This is a genomic window from Pseudomonas sp. S2_H10 (genome assembly GCF_054668285.1).
The window spans coordinates 5,355,935-5,372,515 of record NZ_CP162754.1 but is presented as its reverse complement, the minus strand read 5'-3'; the positions used below and the strand labels follow the sequence as shown (position 1 = coordinate 5,372,515).

The window sequence follows — 16,581 nt, the reverse complement described above, 5'->3', positions numbered from 1 at the left end:
CCAACCGCTGTCGGCACCTTGTTTGTGCGAAGAACGTGCTCATGGCTCAAGCGGGTTGTCTGGCGAATCGTATTGCGGGTATCGGTTTACTTGAGTAAGCCGTGGCCCCGGCAACGATCTCGCCCAGCCATTCGCTCACGGCGCTGTTTACGATTTCGGGAAAAACCCTCTGCAATCAACGGCATCGGATCCCTGTTCGCAACAACCTTGCCTGTGAGCGATGCGTAACGATCCTGAATCACCCAGGTGACAAAAAACCGTCACCACCAGATCGTTCGCGTCCCTCCCCTCCAGCACTTCTCCGCTCTATGTCGATAAGTGGATTGGAACTTTTCCTCAAGCCCCGGTGAGCGCCCTAGAGCTCGTAAAACAAGGGCTTTCGAATTGAACAATGTGCTGGATTTCGCAGAGCGCATAAGTTTTTTTCGGCATAAGCGTTATGAAAAAAATTTCTTAGCTACGCTCCAGAATGTTCTTAGCTCTTTTGTTAAAGACATGAAACAACTTTACCTATAAATGTCGTCAAATAATTGGCGACTGATAAGCACCATCAGGAATCAGGGAGATGTACATGCGCCTATTAACCCCCCTCGCCAGCGCGGTTCTTTTGGCCATGGCCTGCTCGTCCCAGGCTCAGGCCATGACGCTGACCGAAGCGATCCAGAGCACCATCGCGACGCACCCGGAACTGGCATCGCGGGTGGACAGCCGTCTGTCGGCTGATGAAGACGTGAAGGTCGCCAAAGGGGGCTTTTATCCATCGGTCGATCTGAACGCTGCCTATGGCCGCGGCTACAGCGACAACACCAATACCCGGGCGCTCGGCAATCACCACACCGAAACCCTCAACTACACCCAGTCGGAATTGCGCCTGCGGCAAATGCTGTTTGACGGGTTCAACACCGCCAATGAAGTCGATCGCACCAAAGGCGTGGTCAACTCGCGAGCCTATTACGCCCAGGGCACCGCCCAGGACCTGGCCCTGCGCACCACCGAGGTTTATCTCGAAGTGCTCAAGCGCCGCGAACTGGTGACACTGGCCAAGAACAACCTGCAAGCGCACTTGCGGGTCAACGACCAGATCGGCCTGCGCACCGAGCGCGGTGTTGGCAGCAACGCCGATGCCGATCAGTCCACGGCTCGCCGGGCACTGGCGGAAAACAACCTCGACACCGCCGAAGTCGATCTGGCGGATGCCGAGTCGAACTTCTACGCCGTTGTCGGGCGCCTGCCCGATGAGCTCGAAACCCCGCCGTCGATTCGCGGCGAAGTCCCTTCCTCCCTGCCCGAAGCCCAGCAGAGCATGGTGGAAAACAACCCTTACCTGAAATCCGCCCAGGCCGACGTGCAATCGGCCGAAAGCCAGTACGAAGTCGCCAAGTCGCCGTTCTACCCACGCCTCGACGCCGAGGCCGCCGTGGGTGCGAACAACAACGTGCAGGGTGACGAAGGCCACGACAACGAATGGCGGGTCGGCGTGGTGATGAACTACAACCTGTTCCGCGGTGGCAGCGACAAGGCGCGCCTGGCCTCCGACGCACACAAGATCAACCAGGCCATGGACATCCGTAACAACGCCCTGCGCCAGTTGAACGAAAACATCCATCTGGCCTGGAACGCCATGGTCAATGCCAAGAAACAAACCCCGACCGCCCGTGAATACGCCGACACCAGCAAGCGAGTACGCGTGGCCTATCAGGATCAGTTCGGCCTCGGCCAGCGGACCCTGCTCGACCTGCTCGACAGTGAAAACGAACTCTACAACGCCAACCGTCGCTACACCGAGGTGCGCTACACCGAAGAGTTTTCGATGTACCGTGTACTGGCGAACATGGGCCAGTTGCTGAGCAAGCAACGGGTCGTACTGCCCGCCGATGCCATCGCCCAGACAGAAGTGAAAAACGAAGCGCGTCTGCCTGAATTGAAGTAGTGCACGGGAGCGTTCAATGACCAGCATGGAACCCGGCAACACCGGTGTCGATCCGCGCCTGAGCTTCGATGACCCGCTTCTGGACGGTCTGTTGATCCTCTGCAAACTCCACGGCGCGACGGTCAGTCGCGCCAGCCTGAGTGCCGGGCTCCCCATGGCACACCAACGCCTGAGCCTGGACCTGCTGCCCCGTGCAGCGGCCCGGGCGGGTTTGCAGGCGCGCTTGCTGCGCCGTGATCTCAAGGACATATCCGCGCTCAACCTGCCCGTGCTCCTGTTGTTGAACAACGGTCGCACGGCCGTCCTGCGTCGTTATGGCGAGGACGGCAAGGTGCTGATCCTGCCCAGCGAAGCCGACGGCGGCGAACAATGGCTCAGCCCCGAGGAGCTGGCCGAACACTACAGTGGCCAGGCGCTGTTTGCCCGGCCACGCCACGAACTCGAAGACTTGCGCTCGCCGCTGGTGCCGCGGGTCCAGGCCTGGTTCCGCGACACGCTGAAGCTGTCGAAATGGCTGTACAGCGACGCGATCCTGGCGAGTTTCCTGATCAACCTGCTGGGCCTGATGGTGCCGCTGTTCGTGATGCAGACCTACGACCGCGTAGTGCCGAACCAGGCCACTTCGACCTTGTGGGTGCTGGCGATCGGCTTGCTGATCGGCACCGCTTTCGAACTGGTGCTGCGGGTCGTGCGCGCGCACTTGCTGGATACCGCGGGCAAGAAAACCGACGTGATCCTGTCCGCCACCCTGTTCGAGCGCATCACCGGCATGTCGATGAAAGCGCGGCCGGCGACCATCGGCGGGTTTGCCCAGAGCATTCATGACTTCCAGGGCCTGCGGGAATTTCTCACCGCCGTGACCCTCACCAGCCTGATCGACCTGCCCTTCTGCCTGCTGATGCTGCTGGTGATCGGCCTGCTCGGTGGCTGGCTGGTGGTGATCCCGATCCTGGCGTTTCCGATCACCATCATCTTCGCCATGGTGATCCAGGTACGCCTGCGTGACACCGTACAAAAAAGCCTCACTCTCGGCGCCGAACGCCAGGCGTTGCTGATCGAAACCCTCAGCGGCCTGGAGACCCTCAAGGCCTGCAGCGCCGAAAGCGAGCGCCAGCACAAATGGGAAAGCACCCACGGCGCCCTCACCCGCCTCGACAGCCATGCACGCAACCTCTCGGCCCTGGCCACCAACGGCACCCTGTTCATCCAGCAGCTGTCCGGCATGGCGACCATCGTCGCCGGGGTCTACAGCATCATCGCCGGCAACCTGAGCGTCGGTGCCCTGGTGGCCAGCTACATGCTCGGCAGCCGGGTGCTGGCGCCATTGGGGCAGATCGCCGGCCTGATCACCCGTTACCAGCAAGCGCAACTGACCATGAAAAGCACCGACGCGCTGATGGGCCTGCCCCAGGAGCGCGACGCCAGGCAACGGCCGCTGGAGCGCACCCAACTGCAAGGTGCGCTGGATGTTGTCGGCGTGACCTTCCACTACAACGGCCAGAGCGCTCCCGCCCTGGGCAATGTCAGCTTCAGTGTGAAACCCGGGGAGCGCGTCGGCATCATCGGCCGCAGCGGCTCGGGCAAAAGCACCCTGGCGCGACTGGTGATGGGGTTCTACGAACCGGATGAAGGCCAGTTGCTTCTCGATGGCCTGGACCTGCGGCAACTGGACGTCGCCGACCTGCGCCATCAGATCGGTTACGTCGCCCACGACTTGCCGCTTCTGGCCGGCAGCCTGCGCGACAACCTGACCCTCGGCGCGCGCTATATCAGCGATTCACGCATGCTCGAAGTGGCGGAAATGACCGGCGTGACCGAACTGGCCCGGCAACATCCGCAAGGTTTCGACCGGCCCGTGGGCGAGCGCGGGCAACTGTTGTCTGGCGGCCAGCGCCAGGCAGTATTGCTGGCCCGGGCGATGTTGCTCGACCCGCCCATCATGCTGCTCGACGAGCCCACCAGCGCCATGGACAACAGCAGCGAAGACGTCCTGCGGCAAAAACTTCACGGCTGGGTCCAGGGCAAAACCATCCTGCTGGTGACCCACCGCACCTCGATGCTGAGCCTGGTGGACCGGTTGGTGGTGCTGGACAACGGACGGATCGTCGCCGACGGTCCGAAAGAAGCGGTCATCGATGCACTGCGCAAGGGCCGTGTCGGCTCTGCGGCCGTCTAGGAGTAGCCCATGTCTGCCGATCAAGGATCCCGCGGCTACTTCGACAGCTTCAACAAAAGTGCCGAAACCGAGTTCATGCCGGAAACCGCCGGCGCCTCGTTGCAGGACTCGCCGCGTTGGTCGCGAATCACCGTGTGGCTGGCCGCCGCGCTGCTGGTCAGCGCGCTGGTCTGGGCCAAATTCGCCGTGTTGCAGGAAGTGACGATGGGCGAAGGCAAGGCGATTCCGTCGAGCAAGGTCCAGGTGATCCAGAACCTGGAGGGCGGCATCGTCACTGAAATTTTCGTCCGCGAAGGACAAATGGTGAACAAGGGCGACACCCTGCTGCGCCTCGATGATACGCGCTACCTGTCGAACAAGGGCGAAAGCGAAGCCGATCGCTACGCCTTGACCGCGCAAGTCGAACGGCTTTCGGCCGAAGCCGAGGGCCGACCGTTCAAGCTGTCAGAAGAAGTGATCGCCAAGGCACCGCAAGTGGCTGAAGACGAGCGCTCGCTGTACGAACAGCGTCAACGTCGACTGGCCAGCGAACAACGCACCCTGTCCGAACAACTTCGGCAAAAGACCCAGGAACTGGCGGAGTTTCGCTCGAAACAGGGGCAATTCAGTTCAAGCCTGGCGTTGCTGCAGCAAGAAATGAACATGTCCACGCCACTGGTGGGCACCGGTGCGGTATCACCGGTGGAAATCCTCCGGCTCAAACGCAGCGCGGTGGAAATTCGCGGCTCATTGAACGCCACCACCCTGGCGATTCCCCGGGCCGAATCGGCGATCAACGAGATCAAGAGCAAGATCGACGAGTCGGAACAGACCTTCCGTTCGGAAGCCGCCAAAGAGCTGAATGAGAAACGCACCGACCTGTCGAAAATAACGGCATCGAGCATCGCCATCGACGACCGCGTGACCCGCACCACCGTGGTCTCCCCCGTTCACGGCATCATCAAGGTGTTGAAGGTCAACACCATTGGCGGCGTCGTCCAGCCCGGCAGTGACATGGTGGAAATCGTGCCGCTGGAAGACAACCTGCTGATCGAGGCCAAGGTGCGCCCGCAGGACGTTGCGTTCCTGCATCCGGGACAGAAGGCTATGGTCAAGTTCAGCGCCTACGACTACACCATTTACGGCGGCCTGAGCGCCAAGCTTGAACTGATTGGTGCCGACACCATCACCGACGACAAGGGCAACAGTTTCTATCTGATTCAAGTGCGTACCGATAAAAACCATTTGGGCGGGGACGTTAAACCGCTGCTGATCATCCCGGGGATGGTGGCGACGGTGGACATCATTACCGGGGAGAAAACCGTGCTGGATTACTTGCTCAAACCGGTGTTGAAAGCGCGGACCGAGGCGATGCGGGAAAGGTAGTCTTTTTCAGAAGTTGCGGTGATTGAACCGGCCCCATCGCGGGCAAGCCCGCTCCCACAGGTTCAGTGGCGTTCGCAGGCTTTGTGTACACAACGGACACTGTGGGAGCGAGCTTGCTCGCGATGAGGCCAGCAAGACCACCGATCATTTTTCAGAATGATTACGCTGATAAACCTCCTCCCCCATCGCCGCAATCTGCCCCTCGATCAACGCCTCGAACGGCTTCAGCAACGGCGCAAACGAAGTCGGTGCCTCAAGGGTCTCAAGCGCCTGCACAATCGCTTCCACCGTCGACAACGCCCCCGGCCCCGGCGCCTTGCGCAGCCGATAGCGAGACACGCCGCCTTCAGCCAGCGTCACCCTCGGCAACGCCGCCAGCAGCGGATTGAGGTGCAGCATCTTGCGCGCCTTGCGCCAGGTGCCGTCCGGGACGACCAGCAGCAACGGTTCGTCTGTCGTGGCACACGCCTGCATCGGCTGCGCCTCCTCGCCGGGGAACAACAGGCGCGCCTGATACCCCGGCCGGCTCAACAGCGTCGGCAAATCCTCGAACACTTCCCCCACGATCAACTCGGCGTTGTTCAGGCCCAACGCCGCCAACCGCGCCGTATTCAGCGCATGGTTCACTTCGCTCGAATGCTGCAACAGCAACACCCGGGTGCGGCTGTCCAAGCTCGGGATCAACGGGCACAGGCAATGAGTTTGCGGGCGCAGACAACGCGGACATTGAATTCTGGACATCGTCTTTACGCCTGATTCAGTTGTGCTTTGAGCAGATCACGGAAAGTCTGGATCAGCGGTTCGCGGCTACGCCCCCGACGCACGATCATCGAGAACGGCGCCTGATAACCAAAGGTCGCCGGCAGCAACACCCGCAAATCACCCTTGTCGGCCCAGGCCTGGGCGTAGTGCTCCGGCAGGTAGCCGATGTAGGCGCCGGACAGCACCAGAATCAACTGGGCCTCCATGCTTTCCACCGTCGCGGCGCTGTGCTTGAAGCCGTGTCGCGCCAGTTCGGCCTGGCTCCAGTAACCACGACCGACCATGCGCTGCTGGGTGATGACCTGCTCGGGAATGCGCCGCTCATTGAACAGCGGATGCCGCGTGCTGCAATACAACCAGTGTTGTTCACGGTACAGCGGCATGTACACCAGGCCGCTCATGCGCGTGGAAAACGCGCCGATGGCCAGGTCGAGACGGTTGTCCTGCACGCCGAGCTGCAATTCGTAAGGGCTCATCACCGACAGGTGCAAGTGCACGGCCGGGTGTTCCTGGCTGTAGGCGCCGATGGCTTCGGCAAACGGCAGGGCCTTGTCGCTGACCGTGGAGTCGATCACCCCGAGGTTCAAGGTACCGCGCAACTCGCCCTTGAGGGCTGCGGCGTACTGCTCGAAGCCTTCGAGTTCGCCCAACAGACGCAGGGTTTCCTGATGGAACAGCTCGCCCTTGCTGGTCAGGCTGAAACCGCCGCGGCCGCGATGGCAGAGCACCAGGCCGAGGGCCGCTTCGAGCTGGCTCATGTAGGTACTGACGGCCGACGTCGAGAGATTGAGCTCTTGCTGGGCGTTGGCGAAACCCTGATGGCGCACCACGCTGACGAAGATGCGCAATAGTTTCAGGTCGGGTAAAGCGTTGGCCATGGGGGCTCCGTACAAAGTGTCAGTTGAGTCCGCTTTGTCTGTAGGGCGATTGCTGCGCAATCGATCGCCAGCAAGCCGGCTCCTACGGACGACACCGACCTGTAGGAGCCGGCTTGCTGGCGAAGGGTAAGTTCGACCAACGCATCGCTCAAGCCGAGAAGTCTATCCCGGCCTCCGCCATTAGTTTAGAAAAATCTGAACTAAGTATTTGCCCGTAGCGATTCTTCCCGGCCACTACATTTCGCAGAATCGGCCCACAACGGTGCCCGTCCCTTCCGTGAACGGTGCAACCCAATAAATAAAACAACGACGATGAGGCCCTACCCGTGGACAAGATTCTTCACCAACCACTGGGCGGCAACGAAATGCCGCGCTTCGGCGGCATCGCCACCATGATGCGACTCCCCCACTTGAATACCGCTGCCGGCCTGGACGCTGCCTTCGTAGGCGTGCCGCTGGACATCGGTACCTCGCTGCGCCCCGGCACCCGCTTCGGGCCTCGCGAAATCCGCGCCGAGTCGGTCATGATCCGCCCGTACAACATGGCCACCGGTGCTGCGCCGTTCGACTCGCTGTCGGTTGCCGACATCGGCGACATCGCGATCAACACCTTCAACCTGCTGGATGCCGTGCGGATCATCGAAGAATCCTACGACAACATCCTCGAACACGATGTGATCCCCCTGACCCTGGGCGGCGACCACACCATCACCCTGCCGATCCTGCGTGCCATCCACAAGAAGCACGGCAAGGTCGGCCTGGTGCACATCGACGCCCACGCCGATGTGAACGATCACATGTTCGGCGAGAAAATCGCCCACGGCACCACTTTCCGTCGCGCCGTTGAAGAAGGCCTTCTGGACCCGGACCGCGTCGTGCAGATCGGTCTGCGTGCCCAGGGCTACACCGCCGATGACTTCAACTGGAGCCGCAACCAGGGCTTCCGTGTGGTTCAGGCCGAAGAGTGCTGGCACAAATCGCTGGCGCCGTTGATGGCTGAAGTCCGCGAGAAAGTCGGCGGCGGTCCTGTCTACCTGAGCTTCGACATCGACGGCATCGATCCGGCCTGGGCACCGGGTACCGGCACCCCGGAAATCGGCGGCCTGACAACCATCCAGGCGATCGAGATCGTTCGTGGCTGCCAAGGCCTCGACCTCGTCGGTTGCGATCTGGTAGAAGTCTCGCCCGCTTACGACACCACCGGTAACACCTCGCTGCTGGCCGCCAACCTGCTGTACGAAATGCTCTGCGTACTGCCTGGCGTAGTCCACCGCTGAGGATTGGTCATGAATGAACGCGATCAGGTTCTGAAAGCCGCCGCCGACCTGGTGTCCGCTTTTGCCCGTAACGATCGCGAAGCCTACTTCGGCGCGTTCAGCGCCGATGCCAGCTTCGTCTTCTACACCCTCGAACAGCCCCTGCTGTCGCGCGAAGCCTATCAGGCGATGTGGGACAGCTGGCGCGCCGAGGATGGCTTCGAGGTGCTTTCGTGCACCTCGAGCAACGCTTTCGTCAGCCTGCAGGGTGACGTGGCGATTTTCATCCATGACGTAGCCACCGAGCTGCGCATGCAAGGGGAGCAGCACTTTAGCCAGGAGCGCGAGACGATTGTTTTCAAGAAACAAGCGTCTGGCCAAGAACAACAAGGCCTATGGCTGGCCTGCCACGAACATTTGTCCGCGATGCCGGAAGGGCTGCCAACCCCTTAGCCAACACAGGTGACGCTCACGCACGATGAGCGCGCCTTTATGATCGGAGCAGATCATGAATAACAAAAACAACGAAAAAAGCCTTAGCAGCATCGAAACAAACGGGGTCGAACAGATCCCGGACAACGAGCGTGACGCCAAGCCCAGCGATCTGTTTCGCTTGATCTTCGGCGGCGCCAACACCTTTGCCACCGCCGTGCTCGGCAGCTTCCCGGTACTGTTCGGCCTGTCATTCCAGGCTGGCGTCTGGGCGATTGTGCTGGGCGTGGTACTCGGCTCGCTGATCCTGGCGCCGATGGGCCTGTTCGGCCCCATCAACGGCACCAACAACGCGGTATCGTCCGGCGCGCACTTCGGCGTCCACGGGCGTATCGTCGGTTCTTTCCTGTCGCTGTTGACCGCAATCGCGTTCTTCTCGCTCTCCGTCTGGAGTTCGGGCGATGCGCTGGTGGGCGGTGCCAAGCGCCTGATCGACCTGCCGGAAACCGATCTGACCCTGGGCCTGGCCTACGGTCTGTTCGCCCTGCTGGTACTGACGGTCTGCATCTACGGTTTCCGCTTCATGCTGTGGGTCAACCGCATCGCGGTATGGGCGGCGAGCCTGTTGTTCCTGCTGGGCGTCTTTGCTTTCGCACCGGCGTTCGACAGCCAGTATGCCGGCACCGTAGCCATGGGCCAGGCCGGTTTCTGGGCGGCGTTCATCGGTGCGGCACTGGTCGCCATGAGCAACCCGATCTCCTTCGGTGCGTTCCTCGGTGACTGGTCGCGCTACATCCCGCGTGATACGCCCAAGGGCCGCATCATGGTGGCGGTGATTGCCGCGCAACTGGCCACTCTGATTCCGTTCCTGTTCGGCCTCGTCACCGCCACCATCGTCGCGGTCAAGGCTCCGGACTACATCGCCGCCAACAACTATGTCGGCGGCCTGCTGGCCGTATCGCCGAGCTGGTTCTTCCTGCCGGTGTGCCTGATCGCCGTGATCGGTGGCATGTCCACCGGCACCACCTCGCTCTATGGCACCGGCCTGGACATGTCCAGCGTGTTCCCACGCGTTCTGTCACGGGTCAGGGCCACGCTGCTGATCGGCGTGATGTCGATTGCCTTCATCTTCATCGGTCGCTTCGCGGCCAACCTGGTGCAGAGCGTGTCGACCTTCGCCGTACTGATCATCACCTGCACCACGCCGTGGATGGTGATCATGATCATCGGCCTGCTGGTGCGTCGCGGCTTCTACTGCCCGGATGACCTGCAAGTGTTCACCCGTGGCGAGAAAGGTGGCCGCTACTGGTTCACCCACGGCTGGAACTGGCGCGGCATGGGTGCCTGGATCCCGAGCGCGGCCGTCGGCCTGTGCTTCGTCAACCTGCCGGGTCAGTTTGTCGGTCCACTGGGCGAAATGGCCGGTGGGATCGACATCAGCCTGCCGGTAACCCTGGGCCTGGCTTCGGCGGTGTACCTGATGTTGCTCAAGATGTTCCCGGAAGCGAGCGCAGTATTCGGCCCGAACGATTCACGCAGCAAGAGCACGGACCCGCTCGTTAAACCGGCGATGCGTCAAGTCGCCTGATTAAACGCATTACCTGTGGGTGCTTGCTCCCACAGGGATTGATTTTCAGCCTCACATAAAAAAGACAATCGGAGACACGCCACAATGGCTTTGGATTTAATCGTCGTACTCATCTACGCCGCCGCGATGCTGCTTCTCGGCTATTACGGCATGCGCAAGGCCAAGACCCACGAGGACTACCTGGTTGCCGGTCGTAACCTCGGCCCGACCCTGTACATGGGCACCATGGCTGCCACCGTTCTGGGGGGCGCGTCGACAGTGGGCACCGTTCGTCTGGGCTACGTGCACGGCATCTCCGGTTTCTGGCTTTGCGCCGCACTGGGTTGCGGGATCATCGCGCTGAACCTGTTCCTGGCCAAACCGTTGCTGAAACTGAAAGTGTTCACCGTCACCCAGGTGCTGGAAAAACGCTACAACCCGATGGCCCGTACCGCCAGCGCGACCATCATGCTGGCCTATGCCCTGATGATCGGCGTGGTTTCCATCCTGGCCATTGGCACCGTGTTGCAAGTTCTGTTTGACCTGCCGTTCTGGATCTCGGTACTGGTGGGCGGCGGTATCGTCGTCATCTATTCGACCATCGGCGGTATGTGGTCGCTGACCCTGACCGACATCGTTCAGTTCGGTATCCAGACCGTCGGCCTGATGTTCCTGCTGCTGCCGATCTGCCTGTACCGTGTGGGTGGCTGGGATCAACTGGTCGCGCAACTGCCGGCCGCCAGCTTCAACTTCACCAGCATTGGCTGGGACACCATCATCACCTACTTCATGATCTACTTCTTCGGCATCCTGATCGGTCAGGACATCTGGCAACGGGTGTTCACCGCCAAGAGCGAAAAAGTGGCGAAGTACGCCGGTACTACGGCCGGTATCTACTGCATCATCTACGGGCTGGTTTGCGCACTGATCGGTATGGCTGCACACGTGCTGATCCCGGACCTGGACAATGTCAACAACGCCTTCGCTGCCATCGTCAAAGTCTCGCTGCCGGACGGCATCCGTGGCCTGGTGATCGCTGCGGCCCTGGCGGCCATGATGTCCACCGCCAGCGCCGGTCTGCTGGCTGCTTCCACCACCCTTACCGAAGACCTGCTGCCAAAGCTGCGCGGTGGCAAAGAGTCGAACATTGCTATCAACCGCTTGTTCACCCTGCTAACCGGCATTGTCGTGCTGGGCATCGCCTTGGTGGTGAATGACGTCATCAGCGCGCTGACCCTGGCCTATAACCTGCTGGTAGGCGGCATGCTGATCCCGCTGATGGGTGCGATTTTCTGGAAACGCGCCACCACGGCCGGTGCAATCGCCGCCATGGCACTGGGCTTTATTACCGCCCTGGTATTCATGTTCAAGGACGGAATGGATGCCAATTCGCCGATCTACTTCAGCCTCGGTGTAAGCCTGGTGAGTTTCGTGGTGGTGAGCCTGATGTCCCGCCGCCCGGCAGCGGTGGCCAGCGCCGCCTAAGCTGAACATAACGACTTGATGCTTTCTTCGACGGGTGTGGCGTCGGTTGCCACACCCGTTTTTTTTCGTCTGAAGGAAAGTGGATATGAAGATTGTCGGCCGTGACCAATGGTTTGAAGTCAAACAGCTCAGTGACGGCATCCGCCTGATTCATGAGCCGTACATTCGGCCCTTTTACCGCTGCAACCTCTGGCACATCCAAGGCCGCGAAAAAGATCTGCTGCTGGACAGCGGGTCCGGGCTGGTCAGCCTGCGCGAGCAACTGCCGTGGATCACCGAACGGCCGCTGGTAGCCGTGGCCAGCCACTGCCATTTCGATCACATCGCCGGTCATCACGAATTCGCTGAACGGCTGGTGCACCCGGCCGAGGCGGATATTCTTGCCGCACCGGACGGCGACAATGACCTGAGCAAGGCCTGTGTCGGCGACGACATGTTCGAGGCGCACCCGGATTGTCCGCTGTGCTACGCCGAGTATCGGGTCAAGGCCGCACCGGCCACGGGGTTTGTCGAGGATGGCGATGTGCTGGACCTGGGCAATCGCGTGTTGCAGGTGTTGCACACACCGGGACACTCGCCGGGTGGCATCTGCCTGTATGAAGCCGCCACCGAGACCTTGTTCAGCGGCGATATCATCTACGATGGCCCGCTGATCGAAGATGCTTACCATTCCAACCTCGATGACTACGCCCGCAGCCTGCAACGCGTGCATGCGCTGCCCATCCGCACGGTGCATGGCGGCCATTTCGGCAGCTTTTCCGGGGCGCACTTGCGCAGCATGATTGACGAATGGCAGCGCTCACACGGCTAAAGCCTGCTGTACTCAATTCCAGGATCTGCAACGGCAAGGAGAACAAAAACGACCGGTTTCTCCAGAAACGCTCATGAAAAAAGCTGCCATTCGTGCCACCGTGCATCACTTTATCAGCCGCCTGCTGGAAGGCCGGGATGACTTCGACGACAACGCCAGCCTGGCGCAGTTGGGGTTGGATAGGGAAGATATCGAAGAACTGATCTTCCATCTGGAAGATGAGCTGGGTGTGACGGCGTTCACCGCCGAGGAAGATCGGATGCTCAGACCGCCAGGACGGCGAATGATTTGAGCCGGTTTTTGTTGGAGATCGGGCGGTATTGAGGCCGCGAATCAAACGTACACAAAGCGGCAAGGGAGTTTGCTCCCTCGCCACGAAAAACCGTTCACCTGTCAGATGTTATTTGCCATTACCGGCGTCGCTGCTGACGTCGACGCTGTTCGTCATCGGTACGAATTGGCACGGGTTGCAGAGGCGGCTCGATCAAACCGAGAGCAACGCCCAGGTCATGCAGCCAGCTTTGAATTTTCTCTTTCATGGTGCCCCCTTCAGGGTAGTGCCGAGCGGCCAAAATTCTGTAGCCCCTTCGCACTGATAATAGTCCGAACTCTTGCGCAATGCTCGCGCAAAGAAGCAATGATCTGTTACTGAATCCATCACAATCAGGCTGTGTTCAGGCAGCTTCCTGCGCCTGCCTCCGGAAAAACCACCCGTTGCTGCTCGATCCAGGCATTCAGGTTGGCCCCGACCATGCCCTTGCGCCACATCAGCCAGGTGGTAGCGCTGGCGAACGGCTCGGCCAGCGGATGCACCGCCACACTCTCCCGGCCCGGCAAACTGGCGAGCATCGACTCCGACATCAGCGCCACACCGGAACCGGCAATCACACAGGCCAGCATCCCGGGATAAGACTCGATTTCCATCGCCCGACCCATGGCGGCATGGTCATGAGCGAACCAGGCTTCCAGGCGCATGCGGTAGGAACAGCCCTGGCGAAAGGTAAACACCGCGCGCCCCTGCACATCCAGCGCGCTGCGCACGGGCGGGTGATCGGCCTCGCTGATCAGCACCAGGCGCTCGTCGCACAGGGGCACACCGTCGAGCCCGGCCAGTTCCATGGGGCCATCCACCAACGCCGCATCAAGACGCCCCGTGAGCAGGCCTTCGAGCAATTCACCGCTAGGCGCGGATTGCACTTGCAGGTTCACGGCCGGATACATGCGGTGATAGCGCGCCAACAGCCCCGGCAGGTGAATCGCCGCCGTGCTGTACATGGTGCCGAGCACGAAATCGCCCGCCGGTTGCCCACCCTGCACTGCCGCGCTGGCTTCGTCGCGCAAGGCAAACAGCTTGGCGGTGTAGTCCAGCAGGACTTTTCCTGCAGGCGACAACTGCAAGCGCTGACGTTCGCGCAGGAACAGTTCGACACCCAGTTGCTCTTCCAGTTGCTTGAGCCGGGTCGACAGGTTCGACGGTACCCGATGCAACCGTTCGGCGGCGCGGGTGATGGACCCCTCCTCTGCCACCGCCTGGAAGATGCGCAATTGGCTGAACTCCACGACATTCTCCAAAAAAGAACAAGTTACTCACTATTATTCATTTTAAAAGAAAGTCAATCAGTCCTAGCCTGACGGTCATTGATCCTCCAGACGGAATCCAGACCATGTCTCCCCTGATCCGCTTATCCGCCAGTTTCGTTGCCCTGATGATGGCCATGGGCATCGGCCGTTTTGCCCTGACCCCGCAACTGCCACACCTGCTCAGCGAAGGTCAGATCGACCTGACCGCCGCCGGGCTGATTGCCGCCGCCAACTACCTCGGGTACTTCATCGGTGCGGTGGACGCCATGTTTTCCCGGCGGCCCGCGCAGGTGCGCCGGCGCTTGCTGGGCGGCCTGTGGCTCTGCGTGCTGCTGACCCTGGCGTCATTCTGGGCCAATGGTTTCTGGTCGCACTTGTTGCTGCGCTTCGGCACGGGCGTGGCCAGCGCCTGGGTGCTGGTGATGATCACCGCGCTGAGCCAGCCGCTCGCGGCGGCGGCCGGTCGTCCCCGGCTCGGCGCCCTGGTCTTCGCCGGGCCGGGCCTGGGGATTTTTCTGACCGGTTTACTGGCCCTGGGCTCGAATCTGCTGGGCCAGACGTCCGCCACCTTGTGGCTGATATACGCCGCCGCAGGGCTGGCGATGCTGCTGGTGATCCTGCCGTTCCTGCCGCAACCGAGTGTCACCGCGACTGCGGCGCCCAGCGCCGGTGCGTCGGGCAATCAAGGCATCGCGCGTCTGGGCTGGATCTATGCCCTGTACGGATTGGGCTACATCATTCCGGCGACCTTTCTGTCGCAAATGGCCAACGCGCAGTTCCATGGCCAGTGGCAGGCCGACCTGTTCTGGCCGTGCTTTGGCCTGGCGGCGGCAATCGGCGTGGTGTTGGTGAGTCTGCGTCGGCAAAAACCCGGCGCCACGGGTCACTGGCTGACGGCGACGCTATGGCTGCAAGCCGCGGGTGTGTTCGCCTGCCTGCTGGGCAACGGCCCGGGCCTGGCGTTGGGAGTGATCCTGTGCGGCACGCCGTTCCTGGCCTGCATGCAACTGGTGATGCAACGTTCCCGGGAACTGGCACCCCACGCCACCCAGCGCAATGCCGGCCTGCTGACAGCCTGCTTTGCCGTGGGCCAGCTGAGCGGTCCATTGCTGGCGGCGCTGAGCAGTCATTTCAGTGGCGGCTTGCAGCCGGCCCTGGTGGTCGCCGGCTGCGGCTTGCTGGTCGCCGGCGGTCTGTTGCTGGCGCCGGTCAGTGCTGCCCGAGGGCTTTGCGCAAACGACGGCGCAGCCACTGCTCAGCGCTGACAAAGGTGATGCCCGCCAATACCAGCACGGCACCGATGACGAAGTTCAGGCTCAGTTCCTCGCCCAGCAGCACCACGCCGAACGTGACGCCGAACAACGGCGTCATGAACGAAAACACCGCGAGGTTCGCTGCCAGGTAACGGCGCAGCAACCAGAACCAGATCAGGTAACTGAAGAACGACACGACCACGCCCTGAAACAGCACACTGGCGACCGCCACATGGGTCAGGCTGACATGGGTGATCTGGCCGCTGAGCAGCGCGATCAACAACAAGCCGAAGAAACCGACAATCAACTGATAGAACAGCGTCAGGGTCACCGGCGCTTCCGACAGGCGAGAGGCGCGTACCACCACAGTGGTCGCGCCCCAGGCGGCACCCGCCAGCACGCCCAGGGCATCGCCCATCAACATGCGGTAATCAAGGTTGTCCCAGGACACCCCGCCGGCAAACGCAATGGCAATCCCGATAAAGGCCAGGACAATGCCCAGCCATTGCAGGGGCCGCAAACGCTCACTGGGCAGCAACCAGTGCACCCCCAACGCAGTGAAGATCGGCGCGGTGTAGAGGAACACCGACATGTGCGCCGCCGTGGTCAGTTGCAGGCCTTCGGAAATGAAGAAGAACTCCAGGCCGAACAAGGCACCCGCCAGCAGACCGCCGCGCCAGGTGGTACCCACCTGGTTCCAGCCGCCCTTCCAGCAGATCAGCAGCCCGACCAGCAACGCCGACATCCCCGAACGTCCGACCGCCTGCATCACGGGCGCGATATCGGCCGCCGCCCACTTGATCATCACCTGCTGAACGCCCCAGACCAGGCACAGCCCGACCATCACCTGCAGGGCAAACCCGTCGGTACTACGCCGGGTGGCGCTCACCGGAACACCTCGAAGACACAATCCATGGCAAAGACTCGGCAGTAAAAAAAGCAAAACCCCGGCCTTCTCGTTGAAAAGAAATCACCGGGGCGAAAAATCATGTTGTCGATTATCAACCAGAAAGCCAGAAAATGCCGCCTGCCAGAGACCTCTACTTCTCTGCTTGCGCCATCCTGGCCCTCTGTCTTGTCAGCGC

General features: G+C 61.3%; 14 protein-coding genes and 1 pseudogene. 10 read left to right on the top strand and 5 right to left on the bottom strand.

Annotation, left to right across the window (positions count from 1 at the left end):
* Positions 1-571: 571 nt before the first annotated feature.
* From AB4O16_RS24205 to AB4O16_RS24195, 3 genes are read left to right on the top strand one after another with little or no spacing between them, the layout of a single operon-like run.
* Entirely contained in the window at positions 572-1,930 is a 1,359-nt protein-coding gene (locus AB4O16_RS24205; protein WP_160389661.1) for a TolC family outer membrane protein, read from the top strand.
* Positions 1,931-1,946: 16 nt separating this feature from the next.
* Entirely contained in the window at positions 1,947-4,106 is a 2,160-nt protein-coding gene (locus tag AB4O16_RS24200; RefSeq protein WP_460156017.1) for a type I secretion system permease/ATPase, read from the top strand.
* Between the two features lie 9 nt (positions 4,107-4,115).
* A complete protein-coding gene (locus tag AB4O16_RS24195) occupies positions 4,116-5,471 on the top strand; it encodes an HlyD family type I secretion periplasmic adaptor subunit (RefSeq protein WP_056721436.1) in 1,356 nt (451 codons plus the stop codon).
* 144 nt (positions 5,472-5,615) lie between these two features.
* On the opposite strand, the gene AB4O16_RS24190 is transcribed toward AB4O16_RS24195, so the two are convergent.
* Positions 5,616-6,212 (bottom strand): tRNA-uridine aminocarboxypropyltransferase, encoded by a 597-nt coding sequence (locus AB4O16_RS24190; RefSeq protein ID WP_460156016.1) that lies wholly within the window; start codon positions 6,210-6,212, stop codon positions 5,616-5,618.
* Positions 6,213-6,217: 5 nt separating this feature from the next.
* A complete protein-coding gene (locus AB4O16_RS24185) occupies positions 6,218-7,111 on the bottom strand; it encodes a LysR family transcriptional regulator (RefSeq protein ID WP_460156015.1) in 894 nt (297 codons plus the stop codon).
* Positions 7,112-7,437: 326 nt separating this feature from the next.
* Here AB4O16_RS24185 and speB point away from each other — a divergent pair, with 326 nt between their 5' ends.
* The 6 genes and pseudogenes from speB to AB4O16_RS24155 all read left to right on the top strand — a co-directional run bounded on the left by speB (position 7,438) and on the right by AB4O16_RS24155 (position 12,986).
* The gene (gene speB, locus AB4O16_RS24180; RefSeq protein ID WP_047532133.1) at positions 7,438-8,388 is read left to right on the top strand and encodes an agmatinase; all 951 of its coding nucleotides are present in this window, start codon (positions 7,438-7,440) and stop codon (positions 8,386-8,388) included.
* Positions 8,389-8,397: 9 nt separating this feature from the next.
* Complete coding sequence (locus AB4O16_RS24175; protein ID WP_460156014.1) at positions 8,398-8,820, top strand: YybH family protein; 423 nt, start codon at positions 8,398-8,400, stop codon at positions 8,818-8,820.
* A gap of 55 nt (positions 8,821-8,875) precedes the next feature.
* Positions 8,876-10,387: a purine-cytosine permease family protein gene (locus AB4O16_RS24170; RefSeq protein ID WP_460156013.1), complete on the top strand. Its 1,512-nt coding sequence runs from the start codon at positions 8,876-8,878 to the stop codon at positions 10,385-10,387.
* A gap of 84 nt (positions 10,388-10,471) precedes the next feature.
* Entirely contained in the window at positions 10,472-11,851 is a 1,380-nt protein-coding gene (locus AB4O16_RS24165; protein ID WP_160389655.1) for a sodium:solute symporter family protein, read from the top strand.
* Positions 11,852-11,936: 85 nt separating this feature from the next.
* Positions 11,937-12,662, top strand: coding sequence for an MBL fold metallo-hydrolase (locus AB4O16_RS24160; protein ID WP_460156012.1), 726 nt, complete (start codon positions 11,937-11,939; stop codon positions 12,660-12,662).
* 73 nt (positions 12,663-12,735) lie between these two features.
* Positions 12,736-12,986: pseudogene (locus AB4O16_RS24155) on the top strand (acyl carrier protein).
* An 86-nt stretch (positions 12,987-13,072) separates the two neighbouring features.
* On the opposite strand, the gene AB4O16_RS24150 reads toward AB4O16_RS24155, so the two are convergent.
* The gene (locus AB4O16_RS24150; protein ID WP_256678350.1) at positions 13,073-13,201 is read right to left on the bottom strand and encodes a PA1414 family protein; all 129 of its coding nucleotides are present in this window, start codon (positions 13,199-13,201) and stop codon (positions 13,073-13,075) included.
* Between the two features lie 124 nt (positions 13,202-13,325).
* Positions 13,326-14,222 carry a putrescine utilization regulator PtrR gene (gene ptrR / locus AB4O16_RS24145; RefSeq protein ID WP_460156011.1) on the bottom strand — a complete coding sequence of 299 codons (897 nt, stop codon included), beginning with the start codon at positions 14,220-14,222 and terminating at the stop codon, positions 13,326-13,328.
* Positions 14,223-14,326: 104 nt separating this feature from the next.
* On the opposite strand from ptrR, the gene AB4O16_RS24140 reads away from it, so the two are divergent.
* Positions 14,327-15,508, top strand: a complete 1,182-nt coding sequence (locus AB4O16_RS24140) for an MFS transporter (RefSeq protein ID WP_160389652.1) — start codon at positions 14,327-14,329, stop codon at positions 15,506-15,508.
* Here the strand turns inward: AB4O16_RS24140 and AB4O16_RS24135 are convergent.
* Complete coding sequence (locus AB4O16_RS24135) at positions 15,453-16,385, bottom strand: DMT family transporter (protein ID WP_460156010.1); 933 nt, start codon at positions 16,383-16,385, stop codon at positions 15,453-15,455. The two genes, AB4O16_RS24140 and AB4O16_RS24135, sit on opposite strands and share 56 nt — an antisense overlap.
* Positions 16,386-16,581: the final 196 nt, after the last annotated feature.

Bases quoted from the DNA above. Each gene is read 5' to 3' on its own strand.
- AB4O16_RS24205 (WP_160389661.1), top strand. From the start codon at position 572: ATGCGCCTATTAACCCCCCTCGCCAGCGCGGTTCTTTTGGCCATGGCC.
- AB4O16_RS24200 (WP_460156017.1), top strand. From the start codon at position 1,947: ATGACCAGCATGGAACCCGGCAACACCGGTGTCGATCCGCGCCTGAGC.
- AB4O16_RS24195 (WP_056721436.1), top strand. From the start codon at position 4,116: ATGTCTGCCGATCAAGGATCCCGCGGCTACTTCGACAGCTTCAACAAA.
- AB4O16_RS24190 (WP_460156016.1), bottom strand. From the start codon at position 6,212: ATGTCCAGAATTCAATGTCCGCGTTGTCTGCGCCCGCAAACTCATTGC.
- AB4O16_RS24185 (WP_460156015.1), bottom strand. From the start codon at position 7,111: ATGGCCAACGCTTTACCCGACCTGAAACTATTGCGCATCTTCGTCAGC.
- AB4O16_RS24175 (WP_460156014.1), top strand. From the start codon at position 8,398: ATGAATGAACGCGATCAGGTTCTGAAAGCCGCCGCCGACCTGGTGTCC.
- AB4O16_RS24170 (WP_460156013.1), top strand. From the start codon at position 8,876: ATGAATAACAAAAACAACGAAAAAAGCCTTAGCAGCATCGAAACAAAC.
- AB4O16_RS24165 (WP_160389655.1), top strand. From the start codon at position 10,472: ATGGCTTTGGATTTAATCGTCGTACTCATCTACGCCGCCGCGATGCTG.
- AB4O16_RS24160 (WP_460156012.1), top strand. From the start codon at position 11,937: ATGAAGATTGTCGGCCGTGACCAATGGTTTGAAGTCAAACAGCTCAGT.
- AB4O16_RS24150 (WP_256678350.1), bottom strand. From the start codon at position 13,201: ATGAAAGAGAAAATTCAAAGCTGGCTGCATGACCTGGGCGTTGCTCTC.
- AB4O16_RS24140 (WP_160389652.1), top strand. From the start codon at position 14,327: ATGTCTCCCCTGATCCGCTTATCCGCCAGTTTCGTTGCCCTGATGATG.